Below are 25,270 nucleotides of genomic sequence, written 5' to 3'. Positions count from 1 at the left end.
TCTTTTTATAACTATAGTTAACGTTACCGTAGTACAGTGGTTTTTAGTATTTTTATGGGAAACCACCTATTGTTCCATATTATGCAAAAAACCTTCATTGCCCTGTGTATTTTAAATCTCGTTCTATTTTCCTGTAAAGAGGAGGTGACCTCCGCCGAATCAGCGGAAAATACAGAAGAAATTACATTCAATCTTCCAGAGGGCTTTGTCTTGGAAGATCTGTATCAACCCAGTGCGAATGAACAAGGGTCTTGGGTCGCCATGGCGCAAGGACCAAAAGACATCATTTATGCCTGCGATCAATATGGTAAAATCTACTATTTCAAAGCTCCTGCCATAGACCAAACCTTGCAACCGGAAGATGTCATGCCCCTAGACTTGGAAATAGGGGAAGCCCATGGCCTCCACTGGTCGCACAACAGCCTCTATGTAGCCGTTAATAAAAGATGGAATGACGACGTTCCCGATGATCAAGAAGTAGGCAGTGGCATCTATCGCGTTACCGATAACAATCATGATGGCATGTTGGACAAGGTGGAAATGTTGCTGAAATTGGATGGGGCCGGAGAACATGGCCCACATAGTTTTGTAACCGCTCCGGACGGAAAGGAAATTTATTTTATTGCTGGTAATCATACGCTGGTTCCCGACAAAGTCAAAGAAAACAGCCGTCTACCAACAAATTGGGGCGAAGACAACTTGTTCGAACCTTATTTGGATGCACGGGGTCATGCCAATGATATCAAAGCCCCGGGAGGTTGGGTATGCAAATTCAATCCGGAAGGGACCGAATGGGAACTCATATCCGCAGGCTATCGCAACCCGTTTGACATCGCTTTTAACGAAGATGGGGAATTGTTCACCTATGATGCGGATATGGAATGGGACATCGGGATGCCCTGGTATCGCCCTACCCGAATTTGCCATGTGACCAGTGGAAGTGAATACGGCTGGAGAACAGGATCGGGCAAATGGCCCGCTTATTATCCTGATGCGCTACCAGCGGTACATAATTTGGAACAAGGTTCTCCGACCGCTGTACTTTCCGGCGCCGAATTAGACTTTCCGGGCAGTTACAAAAATGGCATATTCGTAATGGACTGGAGCTTTGGAACCCTATACTTTGCCGACTTAAAACCGCAAGGAAGTAGTTATACCGCGGAACGAAAAGAGTTTTTGTCAGGCACCCCCCTACCCTTGACGGATATGATTGCCGGTGCCGATGGCCATCTGTATTTTGCCTCAGGCGGTAGACGCATCGATTCACATCTCTTTCGCCTTCGGTATACGGGATCCGATTCCAAGGAAAGACCAGCAGTTTCAAATCAAGAGGCCGAACAACTTCGCGCATTACGACAGCGTTTGGAAGCGTTCCATACGACGCAATCTCCCGAAGCCATCGCACTGTCATGGGAGAATTTAGACCACCCTGATCGTTTTGTGCGCTATGCGGCACGTATTGCCTTGGAACACCAACCTGTTGCGCAGTGGTTCCCTAAATTTTTAGCGGAGAAAGAGTCCAAAAAAATCATTGAAGCGAGTATTGCATTAGCACGGCAAGGGGACAACACCATGCAATCGAAAATACTTCAAAAACTGCGACCCATTACCTTGGAAACCCAATTGGAGGAACAGCAACTGAACATGCTGCGCAGTTACGAACTACTTTTTATTCGGATGGGCGCTCCTAGCCCAAATGACAAAATAGCCACCGCCAAAAAACTGAATGCCTATTTTCCGCATATGAGGGATGAAATGAATCGGGAACTAGGGCAGCTCTTGTTGTACTTGGAAGCGGATGGCGTTACCGAAAAGTTGGTAGCCCTCTTGGAAAGGCACACCCAAGAAGGTACTGCTCGTAAAAGTGAGTTTCTTTCAGAGGAAATCACCGAGCGCAGCGAGCAATATGGCCCGCTCATTCGGGAAATCCTCGACAAGATGCCCCCTACGGAAGCCATCTATTACGGGGTACTTTTGAGCCATGCCGACACGGGTTGGACGACGGACGCCCGAGAAAAGTACTTTGCTTGGTTTTACGACGTCCTGAATTCAAAAGGCGGATTGAGCTTTAAACCTGGCATGGAGAATATCCGCTTGGCGGCTATGAAAAACGTACCGGATACGGAGAAGGAGTATTTTCAAGAACTATCGGGCGTCTATTCCCCGGAAACCGCTATTGCCGACTTGCCCCAACCCATTGGTCCGGGCAATGAGTATGGCGGTCGTGAAATCGGTCAGCTCGTTTGGGGCGATGAACTGGCGGACTATCAGGTGGACTATGACAAAGGAAAACGCGCCTTTCAGGCCGGTATGTGTATCCTGTGCCATCGTATCAAAGGGGAAGGTGCAGGCGTAGGTCCAGATCTTACACAAGCCCATACGAAATTCAACAACTACGAAATGTTGTTTGCCACCTATAGCCCGAACGACGAGATTTCAGACCAGTACGCCAACACACTTTTTCACCTGAAGGACGGGAAAAAGATCTCGGGACGCATCAAATCCGAAACCGAGGAAACGGTTACGTTAATGCCCAATCCCTTTAACGAAAGTTACATCGTCGATGTGGTAAAAACGGAGGTAAGCAAAAGGGAACTTTCACCCCTCTCCCCCATGCCATCAGGACTCTTAAATCGTCTGAACCCCAAAGAGATCAAAGATCTTTTTGCGTTTTTACAAGCGGGTGGAGATGCTGGTCATGAGGTGTATAGTCAGGGAAAATAGCGGACAAAGACCCGGCATTTAAAATTGATACGATCAGCTTTTGGATGAGGCAAAAATTCCTTATTCATATGAGCACCCGTCACAGACGGGCGCTAGCGGGGTTTTCCGGTGCATCCTGTTAAATCCAAAATTCTTTTTGACGCTAAAACTCCCTATCATAAGACGAAATGGGAATCTGGCGTCCTAAAATAGTGAAGAGCTCCCTAAAATGGCGCTGGAAGTATTACAATCTGGATTGCGGACTTTGTTCCAAATCACCATAGCTAACACAGGCCCCGAAATAGAATTCAATTTAGTACATTTAGTGGAAATCTAAAGACCGTGTCTCCCCCTCCTATTTAGATTTTCAAAACCACACTTATGAAAAAAAAATACCGGCAGCTACGCGCCTGGTGCCAAACCAAGATCAAATCGATTACCCCGGGTAAAACAGCAGTAAAAGGGGCAACGCTAGGCCTTTTGAGCATCACTCTCGTGCTTTGGTTACTCTATAGTATACTGTTTGCCAAAAATATCAAAGACCCTTGGGTCCTTCTTTTATTCCTCGGTTTTACCTTGGCGGCCCTACTGGTCTCCTATCTTTCGTTGCGCCTTTTGCGGCTCCTTCACAACATTCCTAAAAATTACCTGTTCGCGTTGCTCATAAGCGTTCCGCTCCTATTCTTACTAAGTTTCGATACCCTACTGCCCCTTTTTGCGGTGCTGACGGCCTCTCTTCTCGGCGCGTCGGTTTTAGTACTAAAGCATACCGGGCTTAAAAACTTATCCGTACCTAAAAAGGTGGTAACCCTACTAGGGCTGTTATTAGGATTAGGCGGCCTTATCGGAGGCTTGGTTTCGTACATCCCATCTGGTTTTGACGTTGACCCCATTGCGAATGCCGCATTGGAATCCAGTTCAAGTCCGGAACATATCACTGCCGAGTCGCCGGCAAAAAAAGGACCGTATGCAGTAAAAAGTATAACCTATGGCAGTGGCACCGATCTTCATCGGACAGGGTTCGGTGCCGCGGCCGATATCAAAACCGAACCGGTCAACGGTTTAGCGTTCATTGATGATTGGGATGGTTTTGGCGGTTGGTGGCGTGAAACCTATTGGGGGTTCGATGCAAAATCACTGCCCTTGAATGCGCAGGTCTGGTATCCCGAGGGAGAGGGTCCCTTCCCATTGGCGCTGATTGTACACGGCAATCATAGCATGCAAGACTATTCCGATATCGGCTATGCCTATCTCGGCGAATTGCTGGCCTCAAGAGGGATGATCCTGGCTTCCGTCGATGAGAACTTTATCAACGCCTCTTGGTCCGATATTTTTGGAGGTTTAGATGAAGAAAACGACGCAAGGGGCTGGTTGTTACTGGAGCACCTAAAGCTGTGGCATCAATGGAACGAAAAAGAAGGCCATCTATTCCAGAACAAGATAGATACCTCTAAATTGGCCTTAATCGGGCATTCGCGAGGAGGTGAAGCGGTAGGTCATGCCGCCATGTTCAATAGCTTGCCGTTCTATCCAGATGATGCCTCCATACCATTCAATTACAACTTTGACCTTAAATCGATTGTAGCGATAGCACCGGTAGACGGGCAATACAAACCCGGAGATAGCGGTACCGCCTTTACCAACGTGAACTATTTTGTATTGCACGGCGCGCAAGATTCAGACGTGAATTCTTTTGCCGGTGCACAACAATACGAACGTGTTTCCTTTCAAGATTCCCTATACCATTTCAAATCGGGACTCTACATCTACGGTGCTAATCATGGGCAGTTCAATACCAGTTGGGGCAATAATGATGTCGGCAATCCATTTACAGGATTGTTGAATTTAAAGCAACTGCTCCCAGCGGAAGACCAAAGAAAAATCGCGGAAGTCTATATCAGTGGATTCCTCGAGGCGACCTTGCGCGAAAAGCACGAGTATCTTCCTATGTTCGCCGATGCTAGGACCGCGAAGGATTGGCTTCCGGAAACCATTTACCTCAATCAATTTCAAGATTCCAACACCGAACTACTCTGCACCTTTGATGAGGATTTTGATGTGACCACTGCAAGCGACGGGCAAAGTACGCTTTCCTCAGAAAACCTTACGGTTTGGCGCGAACAGGAAATACAACTGAAATGGGAGAAAAAAGGAAGTCGTGCGCTGTTTATCGGTTGGGATTACGATTTAACCGAAAATCAGACCATCGATAGTGTTACCGACTCGCGAATGGCGAGTTATTCCATTGAAATACCCGCAACGCTGCAGCGAATAGACTCCACCGCTACCCTCGTCTTCTCTATGGCCGAATCAACAGAAAGTACTACTCCTAAAAAAGAAGGAAAATGGATCGACGACAATGCGGCCGATGAAACAGAGGATGAAGAGGAAAATGCAGCGAACGAAACGGATGCAGAGGCAGATGAAACGGAAGACGAAGGGCCCAAAAAACCACTCGATTTTTCCATTTCAGTGAAAGATAGTACGGGTCAAACGGTGCGTTTTCCCCTAAGCAAATTCTCGGGCCTCCAACGTGAAATAGAACCCGTACTATGGAAAATGGAATTCTTGACCGGTGACACCTCGTCGGAACAGGTGTTTCAACTGTTCTATTTTCCGGTGGACGACATGGTTAAAATCAATCCGAGTTTCGATCCTAAGAGCATTCAGACCATTAAATTCGTCTTCGATAAAAGCGAAAATGGAGTTGTGGTCATCGATAATATAGGTTTTATGAAAAGCCTTTAAAAAGACCTGATCATTTCATTACATTTATACAGCTAATTCGATTTTACCCAACCTAAAAATTACGATATGAAGTATTCCGTCGCGTCCCTATTGGTGCTCCTTCTTTTTTGTAGTGCTCCGCTAGCTTTTTCCCAAAAAAAACAACAATCGAATTCCAACACGCCTGACCTTTTGGGCAACTCCTTTTACGAAGGGTTAGAATGGCGAAATATCGGCCCCAACCGGGGCGGCCGTTCGTTAGGTTGCGCGGGTAGTCCCGGCAGACCCAATGAATATTATTTCGGCGCCACAGGCGGTGGTCTATGGAAAACGGTAGATGGGGGCACAGAATGGAAACCCGTTACCGATGGGCAGGTGACCAGTTCTTCCGTAGGTGCCGTGGCCGTAGCCGAGACCAATCCGGATATTGTTTATATCGGTATGGGCGAAGTACAATTGCGCGGAAGTATCACGCAGGGTGATGGGGTGTATAAGACCAAGGACGGCGGTAAGACCTGGCGCCATCTAGGGTTAAAGGAAACTCAGGCGGTCGCTCGTATTCGCATACATCCAACCAATCCCGATATCGTCTACGTCGCAGCCTTGGGGCATCCCTATGGAGATAACGAAGAACGTGGTGTGTTCCGTAGCCGTGATGGAGGAAACTCTTGGGACAAGGTACTGTATGTGAGTCCGAAAGCAGGGGCAGTAGACCTCATCATCGATCGCAATGACCCGAACGTACTCTATGCCAGTACTTGGGAAGTACAACGCAAGGCCTGGAAAATGTGGGGCGGAGGTGGCGATTCGAAACTCTGGAAATCGACCGATGGAGGAGACACTTGGACAGACTTGACCAGCAATACCGGAATGCCGGCTCCACCTATTGGAAAAATAGGTGTTACGGTTTCCCCGGCCGATTCCAATAGGGTTTGGGCTATTGTGGAAGCCAATGAAGGCGGTGTATTTCGATCGGACGATGGTGGACAAACTTGGGAACGCACAAATGATGAACGGAAATTACGCCAACGCGCGTTCTACTACTCCAGAATCTATGCTGACCCTTGGGACAAAGAAACGGTGTATTGCCTAAACACGGGATTCTATAAATCGACCGACGGCGGAAAGACTTTTGACACCACCATCAAAGTGCCTCATGGGGACAACCATGACCTGTGGATCGACCCGAACAATCCGGATCGTATGGTCAACTCCAACGATGGTGGTGGTAACGTCAGTATCAATGGGGGCAAGAGTTGGACGGAACAAGATTATGTGACCACCCAATTCTATCATGTCATGACCACAAGCGATGTTCCGTATCATGTCGCGGGGGCACAACAAGACAATAGTACGCTTGCAATGCCTAGCGATGGCTGGGGTCACCGACAAGCACGAGGTCCAAATCATGGGTGGTATTATGCCGTTGGAGGAGGTGAAAGCGGATGGATTACCCAACATCCTGAACAAAAGGATATTTTTTACGCCGGTAGTCAAGGCGCACTATTGACACGGTATGATCGTAGCAATGGACAGACTAGGGATATTCAAGTGTATCCGCGTTTCTTTTCCGGGGAACCGGCCAGTGCGCTTCCTGAACGTTGGCAATGGACCTTTCCCATCATGTTCGCCCCGCAAGATTCCAAAGTGATGTATACCTGTTCGCAACATGTGTGGAAAACGACCAACGACGGACAGTCATGGGAAAAAATAAGTCCTGATCTGACCTATGCGGACCCTGAAACTTTGGGCAAGACCGGTGGGGTTATTACCATGGATATGAACGGACCCGAAATTTACGCGACCGTTTTTGCCTTGGCGCCCTCATTTCATGATATCAATACCATATGGGCAGGTTCCGATGATGGTAAAATACATATCACCCGTGATGGAGGACAAAATTGGGACGATATTACTCCTAAGGACCTTCCGAAGTTCTCTCGTGTCAGTATCATTGACGAATCAAAACATCGGCCAGGTACCCTTTTCGTTGCGGCCAACCGATATCAAGTAGATGACCGACAACCCTATGTCTTCAAGACCCATGATTACGGAAAAACATGGACAAAGATCGTATCGGGCATTGAAGACGGGCATTTTGCCAGAGCGGTCCGTGAAGACCCAGTACGCCAAGGGCTTTTATTCTTGGCAACCGAACACGGGGTGTATTTCTCGATAAACGATGGAGCGCAATGGCAAAGTTTGCAGCTTGAATTGCCCGACACGCCTATTCGTGACTTGGTGATCAAAGACAACGATGTGGTATTAGGTTCCCATGGAAGGGGTTTCTGGATTCTGGACGATATTCAGCCCCTACGTCAGTACCGTCCGGAAATGAAAAACCAATCCGCCGTACTTTTTGATCCAACCGATGCCATTCGCGGAATTTCGGATGCCTCCATCCAGTATTACCTCAAGGAACAAATCGATTCGATTACTTTCGAAATTTCGGATGCCAACGGCATTCTTATCGATACCTTCACCGGCAGCAAGCCAAAGTACGAAGTGGATCCCGACCTGCCTTGGTGGCAAAAAGGGGGTTCGTCTAAACCGACGACCGCAAAAGGACTCAATACCTTTACCTGGGATTTACGCTATCCCGGAGCTACGGAATTCGATGGTATGATCATTTGGAGCGCCCGTCCGCAACGTGGACCTAAAGCACCCCTAGGTCGGTACACGGTGCGTATGAAGACCAAGGACTATGACAAGAGCTTTTCCTTTGGCATCCAAATGGATCCGAACCTCAAAGGCATTACCAAAGAAGACCTAGACGAACAGTTCAGTCTGGCGAACAAAGTGATGCAAAAGACCAGTACTGCCAATGAGGCCGTCATTCAAATTAGGGAAATCAAATCACAGATCGATTCCGGTAAGGAAAAGATAGCTTCCTCTGATATGAAAAGAGTGGTCGCTCCATTTTTGAAAAAACTATCGGTCATTGAGGAAGCATTGTATCAGGTGAAAAACCAGTCGAATCAAGACCCCCTGAACTTTCCCATTAAATTGAACAACAGATTGGCTTCCTTGCGAAGGAGTATCGAATCGGGCGAGGCCAAGCCGACCGATGGGGCCCACAAGGTGTTCAAAGAGCTATCCGCTGAATTGGATCAACAGTTGAACGATTTGAAATCGGTCATGCAGAGCGAATTGCCGAAACTCAATGCTGCATTGAAGAAAAACGGTATGGAAGAAATTTCGGTCTCTGAATAAATAAACGATGATGATGATGATAGATGTTCCATCTCGTATTTGGCTTTGTTCAATCGTCGCCCTGCTATTCCTTACCAATTGTAAAGAGAGCAAAAAAAAGGCACCGGCACAACCAGGGAAGGCGGTTGTAGAAACAGATACCTTCTCCACTCCTTTGGGCAAAGTGTACCAGCTTTCAGCACCTTCACCGAAACTGTTAGCTGCCTATGTGAAAGCGAAGAAAACCTATGAGGCAAATCCTAAAGATCTGGATGCGCTCATCTGGTATGGCAGAAGAACGGCCTATTTAGGAAGATATGCCGATGCTATCGACATCTATTCGAAAGGTATCGAAACTTTCCCGAACGAACCTCGCCTATACCGTCATCGGGGACACCGGTTTATTTCGATCCGCCAATTCGATAAGGCAATAGTTGATTTAGAAAAAGCGGGACAACTGATCGCGGGTACTGAAAACAAGATCGAACAAGATGGCATGCCAAACGCGCAAAATATTCCCGTAAGTACCTTGCACGGCAATATTTGGTACCATTTAGGACTTGCCTATTATCTCGTGCATGACTATGAGAAGGCGTACACTGCCTATCTTAACTGTAGAGCATCAGGCGAACTACCGGACAACATCGTTTCAAGTACCCATTGGTTGTATATGATTCAACGGCGCTTGGGCAATTTGGACATGGCAAACGAAATGCTGGAACCAATCTCAGACGAAATGAAGGTCATTGAAAATCAAAGTTACTACGAGTTATGTAAATTATATAAGGGAATGATTCCCAAGGACTCTCTCATTCAGACAACGGGCAGTCCATCAAACGATGCGGTAGCATACGGCCTCGCGAATTGGTATTTCTACAACAATAAAGAGGAGGAAGCCAAAAAACTGATGGAGCAATTGGTCGAAAGTCCTTCATGGAGTTCTTTCGGATACATCGCTGCCGAAAGTGACCTTATCCACTATTTTCAAAAAGCAGATCAATAAGGCATCAGTAGTTTTGAACAAACTCAAATCATTACTTTTGTACGCAACAGCCTAAGTAAAGATGCATATGCAACAAACAAAAATAGCCCCTTCCCTACTTGCCGCCGATTTCGGAAATCTGCAACGCGATGTTGAAATGGTCAACGCCAGCCAAGCAGATTGGCATCATATCGATGTCATGGACGGCGTATTTGTTCCCAATATCTCCTACGGCATGCCGGTGGTCAAAGCAATTGCCCAATATGCTACGAAACCCTTGGATGTACATTTAATGATCGTTGATCCAGATCGCTATATCAAGACTTTTGCAGACTTGGGGGCGAACGTGCTCAGCGTGCATTATGAAGCATGTACACATTTGCATCGAACGCTACAGGCCATTAAAGCAGAAGGTATGCAAGCTGGGGTCGCACTGAATCCACATACCGCTGTACATCTTTTGGAAGACCTCATTCAAGATATCGATGTGGTCTGCTTGATGAGCGTCAATCCGGGTTTTGGAGGGCAATCATTTATAGAAAACACCTATGAAAAGGTTAAAGCGCTCCATACATTACGACAAAGAAAAGGAGCCCATACCTTAATCGAAATCGATGGTGGTGTCACTTCCTTGAATGCGAAGTCCTTGACGGATGCCGGTGCGGACGTACTGGTCGCCGGCAGTTTTGTGTTCAAAAGTGCCAATCCTACCCAGACCATTGCGGATTTAAAAAAAATAGCCGGCTAGTTCCCGTCACTTCAAAGAATTACAAAGGGTGACAAAATCGATGCTTTAAAAAGCACTCATTTGCCACCCAATGATTCACTAGCTAAGTCGTATCAATACTGTTCCAATAAATAGTTGATCAAGTCAGTGGTAGTCACGATACCGACCAAATTGTCATTTTCAACAACCGGCAAGGCATGAAACTCATTTTCGGAGAGAATCTCCGCCACTTCCTTAATTGTCGTATTCGAAGAAACATGCTTCAGATTTTTGGCCATTACCTGAGGAACCGTAAACATATTGTAGACAATGGTCTCTACTTCACTCTCGTCTTCATAGGCGCCATCGGCGAAACTGATTCGTAATAAATCCGTTAAACTGAGCATCCCGATGATCTTATCATTTTCCACTACGGGAATGTGGCGAATCTGATGCTCTTTAAAAAGTCTTTCAGCGGTGTCTAATTGATCGGTACTGTTCAAGGTAATCAGATTCTTCGTCATAATCGTAGAAACGGGTACTCTATGTCTTAAGCTCATAATTTTCGTGTTTTAAATTATACCTTAAAGTTCAAGGTTTCAGTCCGGCAAAAGAATGATAAAAGTCATACTCCGGTTTCGAGAAAACCCAGAGTCCTTCGATAGAAGGTATATTTCACAAATTGCCCAACGGCAGTCAGGCATAGCGCTCGATTATCGTGTAAATTAGCTAGCTTTGTGCTCACACAATATGTAGTTTACGCAGTATAAATTATACGAATGGATAAGTTGGATATCATCATCATCGGAGGAGGGCCCATCGGTATTGCCTGTGGTCTGGAAGCACAGAAAGAAGGCTTATCGTACCTTATTTTAGAAAAGGGACCCATTGTCAATTCACTATTCAATTATCCGTCGAACATGCAGTTCTTTTCTTCTTCGGAAAAACTGGAAATCGATGAAATACCCTTCATCAGTAAGGAAGCCAAACCAAAACGCAATGAGGCCTTGGAGTACTACCGTCGCATTGTTACGTCCAATAAGCTGCGTATTCATCTTTTTGAAACAGTCAACGGTGTTACCAAAGGTGGAGATCATTTTTCGGTGACCACAGACAAGACAGTCTACCGGACCACAAAAGTAATCGTCGCAACGGGTTTCTATGACCTACCAAATCCGCTGAACGTTCCGGGAGAAGAATTGGCCAAGGTGTCCCATTATTATAAAGACCCCCATTTTTATGCCAGCCAAAAATTGGCCGTAGTAGGTGCCAGCAACTCGGCCATCGATGCGGCACTTGAATGCTGGAGGAAAGGCTCTGAGGTAAGCCTTATCATCAGAGGGCCTGAGGTAGGCCAGCGTGTAAAATATTGGGTGCGCCCCGATATCATAAATCGTATCGAAGAAGGCAGCATCAAGGCCTATTACAATGCAACGGTAAAAGAAATACGGAAAGACAAGATTCTTATCGACACCCCCGATGGCGAAGTTATTCTTGAAAACGATTTTGTTCTGGCCCTGACCGGTTATATGCCCAACTTTGAATTTTTGGAGAAAATGGGTATCACCTTTTCCGATGATGAGAAAAGACTCCCTACTTATAACCCCAAAACCATGGAAACAAATATTTCAGGCCTTTACCTGGCCGGGGTCATCTGTGGTGGAATGGAAACCCACAAATGGTTCATTGAGAATTCGCGTATTCATGCAAAAATCATTATCGGTCACGTAACGGAAACCTCTGCTAGCGAAATCGATTCTTAGGTTTTACCCCTGTTTTCAGGGGGTGTAAATTCACTATTATCGGTATTCTGACGTTATAAATGGTGCATGACCTTTGTAACACCAACGAAAACCCAAAAATTGTGAAGTTTCAAAATCCCTTTTTCTTTTGCCTCATTCTCGCTGCTACACTCTTTCTCTATAAAAAAGAAGAGCATAGCACACCTAAAACGACGAAGACCATCGCAAAGGACTTTAAGTTAGTGGTGGAGCGTGGCGCATTTCATTACGATCGCTTTGAACTAACGGCTACTTCGCTGACCTATTATCCGGAAAAGGATGCCCAACATCCGCTAGAAAAATATAATTTGCAGTCGAAAGTGACACTGAATCGTGAAAAGATTCAGCAATTTATTGAGCATATTGACAACAAAGGGTTTTGGAACCTAAAGAATCACTATACAACCCCTGGTTCTTGTACCAGTCAAGTAAAAGTCACCTTGACGATGAACGGAAAAACCAAAACGGTTGTATGTGATGATTTTGAACGGGGTTGTTCGGAATTGATCCATTACATCGACAAAAAAGTTATTGAATGGGAAGGCAATGACCTCAAACGAATCTATCTTCCGGGATAAGTTTTCCACTTCGGAAGCGCTATCAACCATGTACCAAAAACAGTTTTGAATTATACCACTACATCATTTTTTTCATTTAGCAGGATGCCCCTTTTGGGGTTCATCTTATTAGTGCTTACCCCATTTTTTGGCCTATCGCAAGACGAGACAACGCAAACCATTCGATTTGGCACAGTACCGAACGAGAAGCAACTATCTCTAGAACCCTATTACGAGGCCTTGAATCAGGCAGAATTTGGCAAAGAGCGGTTTTCCATTTTCGAACAACTGGCTGCCGAATACACTAAAAAAGGAGATACCGATTCGGTGCTGAAGTATGGGAATTTATTCGAAAAAGAACTCGGCAATTGGGATACGCCAGATACTGAAAAAGATCGGTACTATGCCAAGGCCCATTACATCATGGGTGTGGGCAACTACATCAACGGGGTTCCTGAAAAATCGATCGAGTGGCATATCAAGGGGATTCAGGCTGCCGAAAAATCCAAGCTTAGGGAATACGAATACAGAAACAAGATCGGTCTGGCAAAAGGAAATTTGGTACGAAAAAACAATGCGAAGACCATAGAAATCGTTAACGAAGCGCTTGCCGAGTTTTCCGGGGAATTTAGTGAAATCACTACGGAAGCCTTAAGGATATCGGGCCGTGCCCATTTACAAAATGAAGATTACGAAAAAGCGGAGGTGTACTATGAGGAGGCCTTGAACATGGCAACAAAGTTCGAGGATGTGGAAATGGAACTGACCATGGCCCTTGAAAAAGGAAGACTTGCAGAAGCCAAGGGAGATTTAGGCGCAGCATTTCAAGCGTACGAAGATACCCGTAACAGGGCGCTGAAAGAAGGGTATACGGCTATTTATTTTGAAGGATCTTTACTCGCCGCTAAATTATATTTTAAAGAGGAAATGTATGACACGGCAAATATCGCCTTGACTTTTGCCTACATAAACGCTGTTGACCGTGAAAACCTGCAATTTCAGAGAGAGGCCTTGGAAATTCAGGCGCGATGCTTTGCCAAACTTGACGACTATAAGAACGGCTATGCTGTCATTACCCAACTCTTCGGCGTCATAAACCAAATCAATGCAAAACAACAAAAAGCGCTCATCAAAGAGCTTGAGATTCAATATGAGACCCTAGAAAAAGAGCAAGAAATCTCAGACTTGGAGGAGGACAAATTACTTAGGGCAACCGAACTTCAGCGTCAAAAGACCATCAAAAATGCGTTCTTGATCGGATTTCTCATCGTTCTCATTCCAGTACTCGCCCTACTCTATGTCTACTATCAAAAAATACAGGCGCAAAGCGAATTGGCCAAAAAACAAGAGGAAATCACCCAACAAAAAGTGGATGCCCTCAAACAACAACAAGAACTGAATTTGATCAAGGCGGCCATAGAGGGTCAAGACGAAGAGCGGAAGAGAATCGCCCAAGAACTGCACGATAGCATCGGCGGTAATTTGGCAGGAATCAAATTACAACTTTCCAGCTTAACACAAGGAGCCCAAAACTATAAGACGATCAGTAATCAAATCGATGAAACCTATCAATTGGTACGCAACATTTCCCATACCTTGATTCCGAAAAAGTTCAGGCAAAATGCGTTTACCGAATTAATCGAAGGCTATATAAAATCCATTTCAGGAGCAAGCGAACTGAAAATAGGTTTTCACCCTCATCCTGAAAAGGAAATAAACGAAACGGAAGAAAAGGTTCAGATGGAACTTTTTAAGATCATCCAAGAATTGATGACCAATACCTTGAAACACGCCGATGCGACCCAAGTGGATATCCATCTAAACCGCATTGACAATGAACTGTCATTGCTCTTCGAAGACAATGGAAAGGGATTTCATAGCTCGGGCACCACTACTGGAATAGGTTTTGAAAACATTAAAAATCGAGTTGCCGAACTATCCGGTGAACTGAACGTTGATTCAACCGTGGACAGGGGAACCGTCATATCCATTACTATACCTAAAACATAAAACCAAAGAAATGAACTATAAGCTGATCATTGCAGACGACCATAAGATGTTTATCGACGGACTCATGAGTATATTACAAGATGCTCCCGAGTTTTCTGTGGTCACGACGGCCAAAAATGGCGCCCAGGTCATTAAATACCTGGATATTAATGGGGTAGAAAACCTTCATCTATTGATTACGGATTTGACCATGCCGGAACTAGACGGGATCGAACTCAATGAAATCGTAAAGAAAAAATATCCGAGCCTAAAGACCTTGGTAGTCAGCATGCATATCGATGGTGCGATGATCGATAAGCTCATTCGAAACAATGTGGACGGCTATGTCCCCAAAAATGCCGAAAAAGAAGAGCTTTTGGAAGCCATTAGAACGATTGTCAAAGGAGAAAAGTATTTCTCCTCAGAAATCAAACGGGCCTATACCGACGCGATGTTCGAAACCAAAAAACAAGCCGAAATCAATCTCACGGAGCGAGAAAAAGAAGTCTTAAAACTCATTGCGGAGGAGAATACTACCCAAGAGATCGCGGACCAACTCTTCTTGAGCAAGCATACGATTGAAAGCTATCGGAAGAACCTCATTTCAAAACTACAAGTAAAGAACTTGGCCGGACTCACCAAACATGCCATAAAAATGGGCCTTCTTGACGATTAACCCCCTGAAAACAGGGGAGTCATTTTCACCGATTCGGGCGTATGTCGCCGGTGGTCATTGAATCATCTTTGTACTGTTCAATAAAAACAATACACCTATGAAACTAAAATTGACCCTTATCGCCCTCGCCCTGTGCTTCACCTCATGCAGTACGAATGAAGAGACCACGAAGGTGCCCATGAAAGAATCGACCCTGACCTCTGATATGCTGATTCAGAGTGTAGCCGATAAACCGTTTGCCCGAGCGAATTCCAATGATCAACAGTCGCTAACTTTAACTGGGGAATCATTACTCAAGGCAACTGCTACCTTTAAAGTAATCGATGAAAATGGTACGGAAATCTATTGTGAGACCTTCCCATCAACGGCACTCCTGCAACCCGATTACAGAACGGCAAACTCTGTTTTAAAAGAAGCCCATCTTCGGGATGTAGTCAAAGGCTACTTTGTTGATGAAGAGACCAAGGCTGTAATTCAGCAAGGGTCATATGCGGGGCTGTAGCAATATTGGCACAGACAAATAGTTATATAGAAGTCCATTAGTACTAACCTAAATCAATAATATGATCATATTCGGAAGTGGGTCGGCCCACATAAAAACTGCTACTGCCAAAAACGCTACCTGCGAAAATTGTGGAAATCAAGATACCCTATCCTTTAGTATCTATCGCAAACACGCACATATTTTTTGGATTCCGATATTCCCCCTAAACAAAACCGGCGCGTCGCAGTGCAGTCACTGCCAACAGGTCTTGAAACCGAAGCAAATGCCCGACAACCTTAAACGGAAATATGAGGATTTCAAAAGCGATGCAAAAGGACCGATTTGGCAATTTGTCGGTTTGTTTTTGATTGCTTGCCTCATCGGCTTTGCAGGATATTCAAGTGGTCAGGACAAAGAAAATACAGCCAAATATTTCGCTGAACCCGCCATCGGCGATGTTTATGAATATCGAATCGAAACCGGAAGTTATTCTACCATGAAAGTGATGGAGGTCACCGAAGATAGCTTGTATATGTCCTTCAATGATTATGAGATCTCCAAATCGTCTCGTATCTATAAAATCGACAAGGAAGAGAACTATCCAGAAGAGGCCTATGGCGTTTCACGACAGGATTTACAAGCCATGAAGGCCGATGGGGATCTTTTAGAAATTCAACGGGACTAACCCTATGGAGGTGCCCATGCGTTCGAAGACTATCCGACCTTGGCAGTGCTCCTATTTCAAAACCTAATAGATTTACCTCAACAGTCTTTGGAAATGACAAGGATATCCAAATCCCGCGAGATTCGGCCAGTAACGGTTAATTTATCGTTCAAGAAAAAAGGGTGCCTTATCGCGCAGCTATCACGGCTACATCGTCAAGGAGCACCTGCCCTAGTTGGTCCGTAAATTCTTTTGCAATTGCAAACAGCTTGAGGTAGTGTCCGATCTTCTTTAATTGCTATTCCACGTCTTGCGCGCTTTCGTTCCAATACACGTACACAAAGGGGAGAAACGAAAAGGCTAAAAGCACAATGGCCACCCGTTGAAATACAGGATGAATTAGGTTGCCCAGCAATACCAGTAACCAATTCACCAAAAGGATCGTACGAACACTCCATGGTATGTGCTTGACCCCAAGCAGGGTGCAGCTCAATATGAACAAGGCTAAAAAGACCAGGTTCGGGAGTTTGTAGAACAGACGGTCGATTACAGGAGTCTTGAACAATAGCCCATGTACCTGTAATGCATCTCCACCCACCTCGATGAGTAGCGGCATCACAAAATCGATGGCGTATTGCCCGGCCAGTAAAACGGCGGTAAGCGCAATGATGATGATCATAGCAGTGCCTAGCGCACCAACTATTTTTGATCGTAAGGCAAGACGAATGCTCAGTGCTGCCGGCACCAAAAATACAGTGCTTAACAATAAGAGTAGATGTGCACCCAACCAATTCGTTCTATGCTGCCCCAGTTGTTCGAAAAAGGAGCCTGGTGCCTGCTCTACCTGCAATAGCCAAAGCATGCCTATACCTGCCAAGCTAAAGGTAAGCGGAATGGATACTAGGCCAAGTCTTCGAAGTGTTTTCATCTGTTGCCTTAAAGACAAAGCGGTCGGGTATTTGTTACAGTTTTTTGGAATAGTTCGGGGCAGCAGAACATGCAACGAAAATGCGTTCTGAGATCGAACCCCAAACGCCAACTAGTTCAGCTGCAACTAGTATAGCCTAAATCGATAGCTGAGACTCTTATCGCGGGCATCAAAGATTTTCTATCTTAGTTCCTGCTATAGAAGAACTATAGTTCATAACTATATCCAATTGTTGTAACCAATTATGGGAAAGTATTTTCACAAGTTAGTCTTATTAGCAATTTTATCCGTTTTCATTTTAAGTTGTGGAGAGAAAAAAGACACTCCAAAAAACATTAGAATTGTAACGAAGAATACAGAAAAATTTCCTGTTTCTTTACTGGATAATGTAAGACTAGCCATAAATACAAAATTTCAAGACTGGGTACTTTTTGAAAATGGTACTTATATTATTTTCGACGACGTCAGTAAAATTGAAAATATTGAAAAGATGGCCATTAGATTAATGAAAGAATTTGGACCAGTTGCTGCGGGAGGTCCTGCGGGAGATTTTAATGTTACATCTTTGAATCTAACTAAAGGATGGATTGTTTCTGGTCACGGATACGGAATGTATACTTATGTAAATCCAAAAGAGCTTGAGTCAAATTATCCTAGCGATATGACTATTGGAATTTATGGACGTACAAAACGAAATGCGGATGGACTAAATCCTGTAATCATACACGTAAATACGGCGGAAAACTAACTGGTTACAACACAACCTCCTATGAAAAGCCCTAGTCCTATTTCTTTAAAGTTAATTACTATTTCCTTTTTTGTTTAAACACTATTTCACTTAAACGAAAAGGCCACAAATTGATTGCCGGAATAAGTTCGCATACCAAGAAGCTAAGGGTTCGAACTGAAAAGTGATTCCCTAAAAATGCGTTACTTTTATTAAAAAGGTGCCATAGGACCTCTAAACCATTCAAAATTATAAATCGATGAAAATTCTATTCCACACCATTCTTTGGGCATTGCCCCTATTCGTAATGGGTCAGAACGCCTCAAGCCCTTCCGTTATTACTTCAGGACAACTTATCGAAACGATCATTAAAGAAACAGATGCTGCCGTAGTACCCAACACAGTCGATGTCATCAAAGAAGGAAATCCGGAAACGCCGGTGAAAGGTATCGTCACCTGTATGTTCGCCACAATGGATGTTTTGAAAAAGGCCGTTGAAAAAAATTGCAATCTTATCATCCCACACGAGCCGCTCTACTACAATCATTTGGACAATACCGAACAATTTCAAAGTGATTCGGTCTATCTGGAAAAAAAGAAATTTATCGATGACCATAAGCTCGTAGTTTGGCGATTTCACGATTACGTGCATCGCATACCATCCGATGGAATCATTTCGGGAATGGTGGAAAAACTAGGTTGGGAAGACCAGCAGGCAGCCGACAACCCCTACCGCTTTACCTTCCCGAACACCACCTTAATGAATCTATTAAAAAACTTGAAGCACACCTTTCCTGAAAACAATTTTCACGTCATCGGGGACCCTGACATGCAACTATCGCATGTTCTATATGTGCCCGGGGCGTCTGGTAGCGCCGCTCATATCAAACAATTGCAAAGCAGTACTGTTGATGTGGTAGTTGCTGGGGAAGTACCCCAGTGGGAAACCTACGAATATGCCAGGGACGCGGTGTTACAAGGAAGAAAAAAAGCGGTCGTTTTTATAGGGCATATCAATTCAGAAGAATATGGAATGAAATTTTCCGCCGATTGGCTGCGCAAATTCGTTGGGGACATACCTGTACACTATATTGAATGCGGCTCCTCGTATTGGTCTTATTAATAACCCGCAGGTATTAATGTCCTACTAAGGCTTCTAAACCGTTTATGGGCTCTTGGCTTGTATATTATTTGCACCGCTCGCTTCAACGTCAAATCAAAAATTACACAAACCATATAATTTAGGGCAATTCCATACTAGTAACTTGATTAAGAAACGACATGAATGGAGGAAAAAGAAAAGCCTAGGCTTTTGCACTTAATAGCAAGCATACCCTACTGTAATTTGTATGGCTAGACAACCGGTTAAAAAGCATAGGGTGAGCGTGCGAACCATATACCGCGAAATTTGCACCCTTGAAAAATCTGGTTTGCCAATTATCACAGAAGAAGGAAAAGGGTATTCCATTGTGGAAGGCTATCACTTTCCTCTGTTATTTTTACCGAAGATTAGGCCAATGTCTTCATCACTATGGAACAATAAGCAGTCAAGTTTGATGTTTCTAGGTTTTGACCTGGGAAGGCTCATAAGTCTTAATGTCAACGGTGAACCCAGGAAGCAACACCCAAGGCATTTGGTTTGAAATTGTTTTGTGGGTTGCTAGCCCTTTGTTCTTGGCAACTATTTTGGGACACTCTTAAAAGAAGACTTTTGATTTATAGGATATTTGAATTTAGAGGTTTGGGTTCTACGAATTCACACGTCAATTACAATAGAGAAGTTATTTTGAAATATTTACATGATTCTTTTAAAGCAAATGCCTATAAATTCTTTCAGTTTTTAATCCTAAAATATAGATGAAGTAGATTAATTAAAAAGAAGAAGTCTCCAGTTCAAACCGATTCATTCAATTAATTATTACCATTCGATATATACAATTTAATACTATACAACACGTTGATTAAATACTAAATGAACACGTCGAAATTTCAGTGATATGGTCTTGATTCCATAAATTGTAAACTACGTCCTAAAAAAAAGAATGAAAAAAGTTATATCTATCATTGTCTTATTTTCGATTATCTTGGGTTGTAATAATGACGATGACCAGCAGAAAGAATCTCAACTCCAATTTAATCAAATTTCAGGCTATATTCAAAAGGGGCCCTTTTTAAACGGAACTACAGTTTCGCTATCAGAATTAGATAAAGAATTGAAACAAACTGGGCGAGCTTTTAGTTCTCAAGTCATCGACAACTCCGGAAATTTTACGTTCGAAGACTTGAGTCTCGAATCATCCACCGTCATTTTAAATGCAAATGGTTTTTATTATGATGAGGTCGCTGGAAGAAATTCCAATGCAAGCCTGAGCTTATCCGCTATTGTGGACCTAGAGAATAAAGAACAGATTAACGTTAATCTTCTTACCCATTTACAAAAAGGGCGTATTGAATCACTTCTTAACGATGGTATTTCTTTTCAAAAGGCTACAGACTCAGCTCAAACGGAGTTACTCAATGTCTTTGGGATAACCGATAAAGCCATATCTCAATCAGATCAGCTTAATATGTTTATAGATTCAAATGACAATGCCATACTTATTGCCCTGTCGGTAATCCTTCAAGGAAGAAAAGACGTTTCCGATTTCTCTGAATTTCTCGCGAATATCAATCTTGATTTCAAGGATGACGGCCAAATTCAGAACGAGGCTCTAAAAACAGAATTGTATAAAAACGCGCAAGATTTATATCCCGATGGTATAGAAGCAAATTTAAATGAAAGGTATGAAGCGTTGGGTTTTGGTTCGGAGGTTCCAGATTTTCAAAGAATCATAGCCGAATTTTTAATCACAAAAATTCCTTTTGAAATCGAGTATGAAGTTCGAAATGTTTCTTGTCAAGGACTTGAAGACGGCGCTATTGACCTGCATATAACGGGTGACAACGGACCTTACAAATTCAATTGGTCGAATTCCGCTGAGAGTCAAAATTTAACCAATATACCCAGCGGCACCTACTCAGTGTGGATTAGTGACAAATATTCCAATGCCATAAACGTCAAAGAAATCGTTGTAGGAGTACCGGAACGTTTAACAGTAAATTCTACAAGTACTGCAACCGATCTAAACGCTTCTAATGGAAACATAAATTTGACAGTCATTGGGGGTACATTACCATATACCTTTTCATGGTCTAACAATGAAACAACCGAGGATATCCAAGGTCTCGAAAAAGGAATCTACACGGTTACGGTAACTGATGCTAGCGGATGCGCTATTCAACAAGAGGTAGTCATACAGGAAAAAATAGAACTTGTCTTAGAAGTGCTCGACACTCCCTGTTTTGACGCGTCAAACGGTTCCCTTGACCTTACTATAAATGGAGGTTTAGCCCCGTACACCATTCTTTGGTCAAACCAAGAAACTTCCGAAGATCTCGAGAACATAGCGTCAGGTATTTACGGCGTCACGGTAACCGACGCTTTAGGGTACACCAAAACTGGCGAATTAGAACTTATCTCAAGACCTGAAATTATCCTCGAATCTCAAATCAATCGACCTACGCCCGGTATGAACGACGGATCTATAAGTTTGGTAATAACCGGAGGCGCCTCCCCCTATCAATACCAATGGAAAAATGGCTTTAATGGATCGCAGCTTTCCAATCTCGCATCTGGTGAATACGAGGTGACCGTTACAGACGCCAACTCCTGCTCCATAGTCCGCTCCATTAAAGTATATGGGGAATTCGTAGATAGCAGGGATGGCAAAAGTTATAAAACGATACAAGTAGGTGCGCAGACATGGTTTGCGGAAAACCTCCAATCCACTGCCGATAATATGGGCAATAGCATCAACTATTATTGTTTTAATTTTCAGTCATCGGAATGCGAAACAAAAGGTCATTACTACCCCTTTGAAGATGCGCAAAAGGCATGTCCGTTTGGCTGGCGAATGCCTGTTGAAAATGACTGGCAAGAACTCGAACTATATTTAGGTATGCCAGCAAATGAAATTGAAACAGAAGGTGCAGACAGAACAAATGTAGCCCCGCGACTAAAAGTAGGTGGCGATTCACTACTTGACATAGCGTTGAACGGTGCTCTTTTCGTACTAATGGATGGCACACCAAATGGCTTCATATCAATGGATGAGCAGAGCATTTTCTATTCGAACACAAAAGTCAATAGTGAAGAGGCGCGAATCAGGTCACTAGACTATAATACTGATGGTGTTTACCGCTCCATTCTTTATTCCTCCCAATTTGCAACTTGCCTCAGATGTGTAAAGGAATAATGTTAAAACCCAGAAGTGGTACCATAATCCAATTGGTCTTAGGCCTTGAAATACTGCCAATGAAAAAGGCCCTTTCCGAAGAAAAGACTTTGTTCTCTAGGTGACCCCGGCAGGATTGTATATCCCAAATGAGCTCCCCTTTGCAAATAGAAAACCACAGGCTATCGCCTTAATTCTTTGCTTTTTCCAAAATTTTGAAGCTCTGACTTCAATTTCTCCAAAAACAAAGAACCACGCCAAAAAGGCGTGGTTTTCTGCTTGTAGTGACCCCGGCAGGATTCAAACCTGCAACCCTCAGAGCCGAAATCTGATGCGCTATTCAGTTGCGCCACGGGGCCTATTGTTCTCTTAGCGACGGCTAAGATAATTTATTCTTGACAATCGTGGAAATTGTTTTTCCATCTGCTTGTCCTGCCAATTGTTTAGACGCCATCCCCATCACTTTACCCATGTCCTTCATGCTAGAAGCACCGGTAGATTCAATAATCTGTACGACTACTTTCTCAATCTCATCTTCTGAAAGTTGCTCAGGCAAAAACTGCTCTATTACGGCTACTTGCGCCAGCTCAGGGTCTGCCAAGTCTTGTCTCCCTTGTTCTATGAAAATCGCGGCACTATCCCTACGCTGTTTCACCAACTTCTGAACCAATTTCACTTCATCGTCCTCACTCATTTTTTCAGAAGAACCGGTTTCGGTCTGCGCCAATAACAAAGCTGATTTAATGGCACGTAATGATTCCAAAGCCACTTTGTCCTTTGATTTCATGGCTGCTTTCATCTGCTCCATGACCTGTTGTTGTAACCCCATAATCGTGATATTTTAAGGACCCCGAAGATAAAAAATAAACCCGAAAACAACTGCCGTTTTCGGGTTTAACTTAGTTTAGCAAACTTTGAGTTAGTCTACATTGTCATGTAGAAAAGAATTATTGGACCGTAACTGAATCTCGTCATTGCTATCTTCACTTAACGAGGTCCGTGAAGCCTTGCTTTCCGATGCGCCTTCCGATAAATTGACACCTTGTCTTTTATAAGCAGGCTGTTTTTCTATTTCGTCGATATTACTCAAACTATTCTGAAACTTATAGTTGAAATCTTTCAACTTTCTTCTACGTTCATCCGCGCGTTCCTTTAGCAATTCCTCTAAGGGAGTCTCCATGGGGTCAATGTCTTCTAAAGGTAAGGCGTTTTCAGCTTCTTCAGCAGCCAGGGTCTTTCTTTCGAACACCAATTCATCTTCCACTATTTTGGGTTCGAACTCTTCCGCCTTTGACTTGGCTCCCGTCAATTTATTTTCCAACTCCATATAATCATCAAGGCTATATCGCGTTTCGCCATCCTTGTTGTACTCCAAAACGGGGATTACTTCAATATGGTCTTTCACATCAAGATCATGAACCTCCTCGTCTAAATCAAAAGTGATGACGTTTTCTTCCTGCCCTTCATTGTCAGTTACTAAGGGAAGATCAAAACTCATCGCAAATTGATCTTCCTCTACTTCCTTTGGAGAAACCACTTCTGGATCGATTACTTCAATAGAATTCACAGGGTCGCTCGAATCGATAATAATAAAATCGTCTTCCGAAACATTCTCCGCGATTACCTCTTCATAAAAGACATTGAAATTCTTGATATAATTAGTCGTGGGAATCAAATCAAGGTCATCTAAATCATCGATAAGGGTGTGCTTCAAGATCGGTTCTTCAACGATGTCTTCTTCTACCAACTGGTGTACAATACTCTTCGGGGTCAAATCTTGACTGGCACGTTGCTCGTCATTAAGGGTATGAATGATTTTTTTTGCCTCACTGTTGACAATATCATCTTGCTGATCGATGTTAAATCCGGTCGCAATAACGGTCACGGCCACAGCTTCACCCAAATCTTCATCTTCGCCTACACCCATGATGATATTGGCTCCGTGACCTGCTTCGGTTTGGATATGATCATTGATTTCACCGATTTCATCAATCGTAATTTCTTGGGAACCTGAAACGATAAGCAACAAGACGTTTTTCGCACCCGTGATTTTATTGTCGTTCAATAACGGGGAGTCCAAAGCTTTCATAATAGCTTCGCCCGCTCGAGAAGATCCGGATGCAATAGCAGACCCCATAATGGCCGTTCCACTATTCGACAAAACCGTTTTTGCATCGCGAAGGTCAATATTTTGTGTGTAGTGATGGGTAATTACTTCAGCAATTCCTCGAGCTGCGGTAGCCAAAACTTCATCAGCTTTCGAAAAGCCTGCCTTGAAGCCTAAATTACCGTATACTTCCCTCAATTTGTTATTGTTGATTACAATCAGCGAGTCTACATTGGCACGTAATCTTTCAATCCCCAGCTGCGCCTGATTACAACGCATTTTTCCTTCAAATTCAAAAGGCATGGTTACAATTCCCACGGTAAGAATGTCCATTTCCTTTGCCAGTTTGGCGATAACGGGAGCAGCACCAGTACCTGTTCCCCCTCCCATTCCAGCAGTAATAAAAACCATTTTGGTAGTCGTGTCCAACATGGTCTTGATATCTTCCATACTTTCGATAGCGGCCTGTTCACCCACTTCAGGGTTTGCACCCGCACCTAATCCTTCAGTCAGGGAAACCCCTAATTGAATTTTGTTAGGAACCGAACTATTGGTCAATGCCTGTGAATCTGTATTCAAGATGACGAAATCTACCCCGTTGATACCGGCTTGAAACATATGGTTGATGGCATTACTACCGCCTCCACCAACGCCGATGACCTTTATAACGTTACTCTGATTCTTCGGTAAATCAAAAGCTATTCCATCAAATTCCGTGTTGTTGCTCATACTATATTTATTACTGGTTTATGAATATTCTATTTTTTGATTGT

Annotated in this window: 19 protein-coding genes and 1 tRNA gene; 15 read left to right on the top strand and 5 right to left on the bottom strand. The window is 43.8% G+C overall.

Annotated features, from left to right (window positions below; genetic code table 11):
* The first annotated feature begins 81 nt into the window (after positions 1-81).
* From ACKWCA_RS21110 to rpe, 5 genes are all read left to right on the top strand, one after another.
* Complete coding sequence (locus ACKWCA_RS21110; RefSeq protein WP_413980234.1) at positions 82-2,724, top strand: c-type cytochrome; 2,643 nt, start codon at positions 82-84, stop codon at positions 2,722-2,724.
* Positions 2,725-3,084: 360 nt separating this feature from the next.
* The gene (locus tag ACKWCA_RS21105) at positions 3,085-5,451 is read left to right on the top strand and encodes an alpha/beta hydrolase (protein WP_413980233.1); all 2,367 of its coding nucleotides are present in this window, start codon (positions 3,085-3,087) and stop codon (positions 5,449-5,451) included.
* Between the two features lie 66 nt (positions 5,452-5,517).
* The gene (locus tag ACKWCA_RS21100) at positions 5,518-8,643 is read left to right on the top strand and encodes a VPS10 domain-containing protein (protein WP_413980232.1); all 3,126 of its coding nucleotides are present in this window, start codon (positions 5,518-5,520) and stop codon (positions 8,641-8,643) included.
* Positions 8,644-8,650: 7 nt separating this feature from the next.
* Positions 8,651-9,625, top strand: a complete 975-nt coding sequence (locus tag ACKWCA_RS21095) for a tetratricopeptide repeat protein (RefSeq protein ID WP_413980231.1) — start codon at positions 8,651-8,653, stop codon at positions 9,623-9,625.
* Between the two features lie 67 nt (positions 9,626-9,692).
* Positions 9,693-10,352, top strand: coding sequence for a ribulose-phosphate 3-epimerase (rpe, locus tag ACKWCA_RS21090; RefSeq protein ID WP_413980230.1), 660 nt, complete (start codon positions 9,693-9,695; stop codon positions 10,350-10,352).
* Between the two features lie 92 nt (positions 10,353-10,444).
* Here the strand turns inward: rpe and ACKWCA_RS21085 are convergent, their stop codons facing one another.
* Positions 10,445-10,870, bottom strand: coding sequence for a CBS domain-containing protein (locus ACKWCA_RS21085; RefSeq protein WP_413980229.1), 426 nt, complete (start codon positions 10,868-10,870; stop codon positions 10,445-10,447).
* Between the two features lie 219 nt (positions 10,871-11,089).
* Here ACKWCA_RS21085 and ACKWCA_RS21080 point away from each other — a divergent pair, with 219 nt between their 5' ends.
* From ACKWCA_RS21080 to ACKWCA_RS21055, 6 genes are all read left to right on the top strand, one after another.
* A complete protein-coding gene (locus ACKWCA_RS21080; protein WP_413980228.1) occupies positions 11,090-12,073 on the top strand; it encodes a YpdA family putative bacillithiol disulfide reductase in 984 nt (327 codons plus the stop codon).
* Positions 12,074-12,174: 101 nt separating this feature from the next.
* Positions 12,175-12,669, top strand: a complete 495-nt coding sequence (locus ACKWCA_RS21075) for a hypothetical protein (RefSeq protein ID WP_413980227.1) — start codon at positions 12,175-12,177, stop codon at positions 12,667-12,669.
* Between the two features lie 45 nt (positions 12,670-12,714).
* Positions 12,715-14,658, top strand: a complete 1,944-nt coding sequence (locus ACKWCA_RS21070; protein ID WP_413980226.1) for an ATP-binding protein — start codon at positions 12,715-12,717, stop codon at positions 14,656-14,658.
* Between the two features lie 10 nt (positions 14,659-14,668).
* A complete protein-coding gene (locus tag ACKWCA_RS21065; RefSeq protein ID WP_413980225.1) occupies positions 14,669-15,313 on the top strand; it encodes a response regulator in 645 nt (214 codons plus the stop codon).
* Between the two features lie 97 nt (positions 15,314-15,410).
* A complete protein-coding gene (locus ACKWCA_RS21060) occupies positions 15,411-15,815 on the top strand; it encodes a hypothetical protein (protein ID WP_413980224.1) in 405 nt (134 codons plus the stop codon).
* A gap of 61 nt (positions 15,816-15,876) precedes the next feature.
* Complete coding sequence (locus tag ACKWCA_RS21055; protein WP_413980223.1) at positions 15,877-16,482, top strand: hypothetical protein; 606 nt, start codon at positions 15,877-15,879, stop codon at positions 16,480-16,482.
* 277 nt (positions 16,483-16,759) lie between these two features.
* Here the strand turns inward: ACKWCA_RS21055 and ACKWCA_RS21050 are convergent, their stop codons facing one another.
* Positions 16,760-17,389, bottom strand: a complete 630-nt coding sequence (locus ACKWCA_RS21050) for a hypothetical protein (protein ID WP_413980222.1) — start codon at positions 17,387-17,389, stop codon at positions 16,760-16,762.
* A 244-nt stretch (positions 17,390-17,633) separates the two neighbouring features.
* On the opposite strand from ACKWCA_RS21050, the gene ACKWCA_RS21045 reads away from it, so the two are divergent.
* The 4 genes from ACKWCA_RS21045 to ACKWCA_RS21030 all read left to right on the top strand — a co-directional run bounded on the left by ACKWCA_RS21045 (position 17,634) and on the right by ACKWCA_RS21030 (position 22,411).
* Positions 17,634-18,137, top strand: coding sequence for a hypothetical protein (locus ACKWCA_RS21045; protein ID WP_413980221.1), 504 nt, complete (start codon positions 17,634-17,636; stop codon positions 18,135-18,137).
* 238 nt (positions 18,138-18,375) lie between these two features.
* The gene (locus ACKWCA_RS21040; RefSeq protein ID WP_413980220.1) at positions 18,376-19,239 is read left to right on the top strand and encodes a Nif3-like dinuclear metal center hexameric protein; all 864 of its coding nucleotides are present in this window, start codon (positions 18,376-18,378) and stop codon (positions 19,237-19,239) included.
* 226 nt (positions 19,240-19,465) lie between these two features.
* Positions 19,466-19,759: an HTH domain-containing protein gene (locus ACKWCA_RS21035; RefSeq protein WP_413980219.1), complete on the top strand. Its 294-nt coding sequence runs from the start codon at positions 19,466-19,468 to the stop codon at positions 19,757-19,759.
* A 399-nt stretch (positions 19,760-20,158) separates the two neighbouring features.
* Positions 20,159-22,411, top strand: a complete 2,253-nt coding sequence (locus tag ACKWCA_RS21030) for an FISUMP domain-containing protein (RefSeq protein ID WP_413980218.1) — start codon at positions 20,159-20,161, stop codon at positions 22,409-22,411.
* A gap of 264 nt (positions 22,412-22,675) precedes the next feature.
* Here the strand turns inward: ACKWCA_RS21030 and ACKWCA_RS21025 are convergent.
* The 3 genes from ACKWCA_RS21025 to ftsZ form a co-directional block, all read right to left on the bottom strand.
* A tRNA-Arg gene (locus tag ACKWCA_RS21025) sits at positions 22,676-22,749 on the bottom strand.
* Positions 22,750-22,769: 20 nt separating this feature from the next.
* The gene (locus tag ACKWCA_RS21020; RefSeq protein WP_413980217.1) at positions 22,770-23,219 is read right to left on the bottom strand and encodes a GatB/YqeY domain-containing protein; all 450 of its coding nucleotides are present in this window, start codon (positions 23,217-23,219) and stop codon (positions 22,770-22,772) included.
* Between the two features lie 90 nt (positions 23,220-23,309).
* Positions 23,310-25,226: a cell division protein FtsZ gene (gene ftsZ, locus ACKWCA_RS21015; protein WP_413980216.1), complete on the bottom strand. Its 1,917-nt coding sequence runs from the start codon at positions 25,224-25,226 to the stop codon at positions 23,310-23,312.
* Positions 25,227-25,270 lie beyond the last annotated feature (44 nt).

Origin of the sequence: Maribacter corallii, assembly GCF_047345415.1 — a bacterium.
Classification (GTDB): domain Bacteria; phylum Bacteroidota; class Bacteroidia; order Flavobacteriales; family Flavobacteriaceae; genus Maribacter_C.
The sequence above is the reverse complement of the archived record's forward strand: the minus strand, read 5'-3'. Positions and strand labels throughout refer to the sequence as shown.

Coding starts and splice junctions, on each gene's coding strand:
- ACKWCA_RS21085 (WP_413980229.1), bottom strand. CDS start 10,870: ATGAGCTTAAGACATAGAGTACCCGTTTCTACGATTATGACGAAGAAT.
- ACKWCA_RS21100 (WP_413980232.1), top strand. CDS start 5,518: ATGAAGTATTCCGTCGCGTCCCTATTGGTGCTCCTTCTTTTTTGTAGT.
- ACKWCA_RS21035 (WP_413980219.1), top strand. CDS start 19,466: ATGGCTAGACAACCGGTTAAAAAGCATAGGGTGAGCGTGCGAACCATA.
- ACKWCA_RS21055 (WP_413980223.1), top strand. CDS start 15,877: ATGATCATATTCGGAAGTGGGTCGGCCCACATAAAAACTGCTACTGCC.
- ACKWCA_RS21060 (WP_413980224.1), top strand. CDS start 15,411: ATGAAACTAAAATTGACCCTTATCGCCCTCGCCCTGTGCTTCACCTCA.
- ftsZ (WP_413980216.1), bottom strand. CDS start 25,226: ATGAGCAACAACACGGAATTTGATGGAATAGCTTTTGATTTACCGAAG.
- ACKWCA_RS21045 (WP_413980221.1), top strand. CDS start 17,634: ATGGGAAAGTATTTTCACAAGTTAGTCTTATTAGCAATTTTATCCGTT.
- ACKWCA_RS21110 (WP_413980234.1), top strand. CDS start 82: ATGCAAAAAACCTTCATTGCCCTGTGTATTTTAAATCTCGTTCTATTT.
- ACKWCA_RS21095 (WP_413980231.1), top strand. CDS start 8,651: ATGATGATGATGATAGATGTTCCATCTCGTATTTGGCTTTGTTCAATC.
- ACKWCA_RS21020 (WP_413980217.1), bottom strand. CDS start 23,219: ATGGGGTTACAACAACAGGTCATGGAGCAGATGAAAGCAGCCATGAAA.
- rpe (WP_413980230.1), top strand. CDS start 9,693: ATGCAACAAACAAAAATAGCCCCTTCCCTACTTGCCGCCGATTTCGGA.
- ACKWCA_RS21065 (WP_413980225.1), top strand. CDS start 14,669: ATGAACTATAAGCTGATCATTGCAGACGACCATAAGATGTTTATCGAC.
- ACKWCA_RS21030 (WP_413980218.1), top strand. CDS start 20,159: ATGAAAAAAGTTATATCTATCATTGTCTTATTTTCGATTATCTTGGGT.
- ACKWCA_RS21050 (WP_413980222.1), bottom strand. CDS start 17,389: ATGAAAACACTTCGAAGACTTGGCCTAGTATCCATTCCGCTTACCTTT.
- ACKWCA_RS21040 (WP_413980220.1), top strand. CDS start 18,376: ATGAAAATTCTATTCCACACCATTCTTTGGGCATTGCCCCTATTCGTA.
- ACKWCA_RS21080 (WP_413980228.1), top strand. CDS start 11,090: ATGGATAAGTTGGATATCATCATCATCGGAGGAGGGCCCATCGGTATT.
- ACKWCA_RS21105 (WP_413980233.1), top strand. CDS start 3,085: ATGAAAAAAAAATACCGGCAGCTACGCGCCTGGTGCCAAACCAAGATC.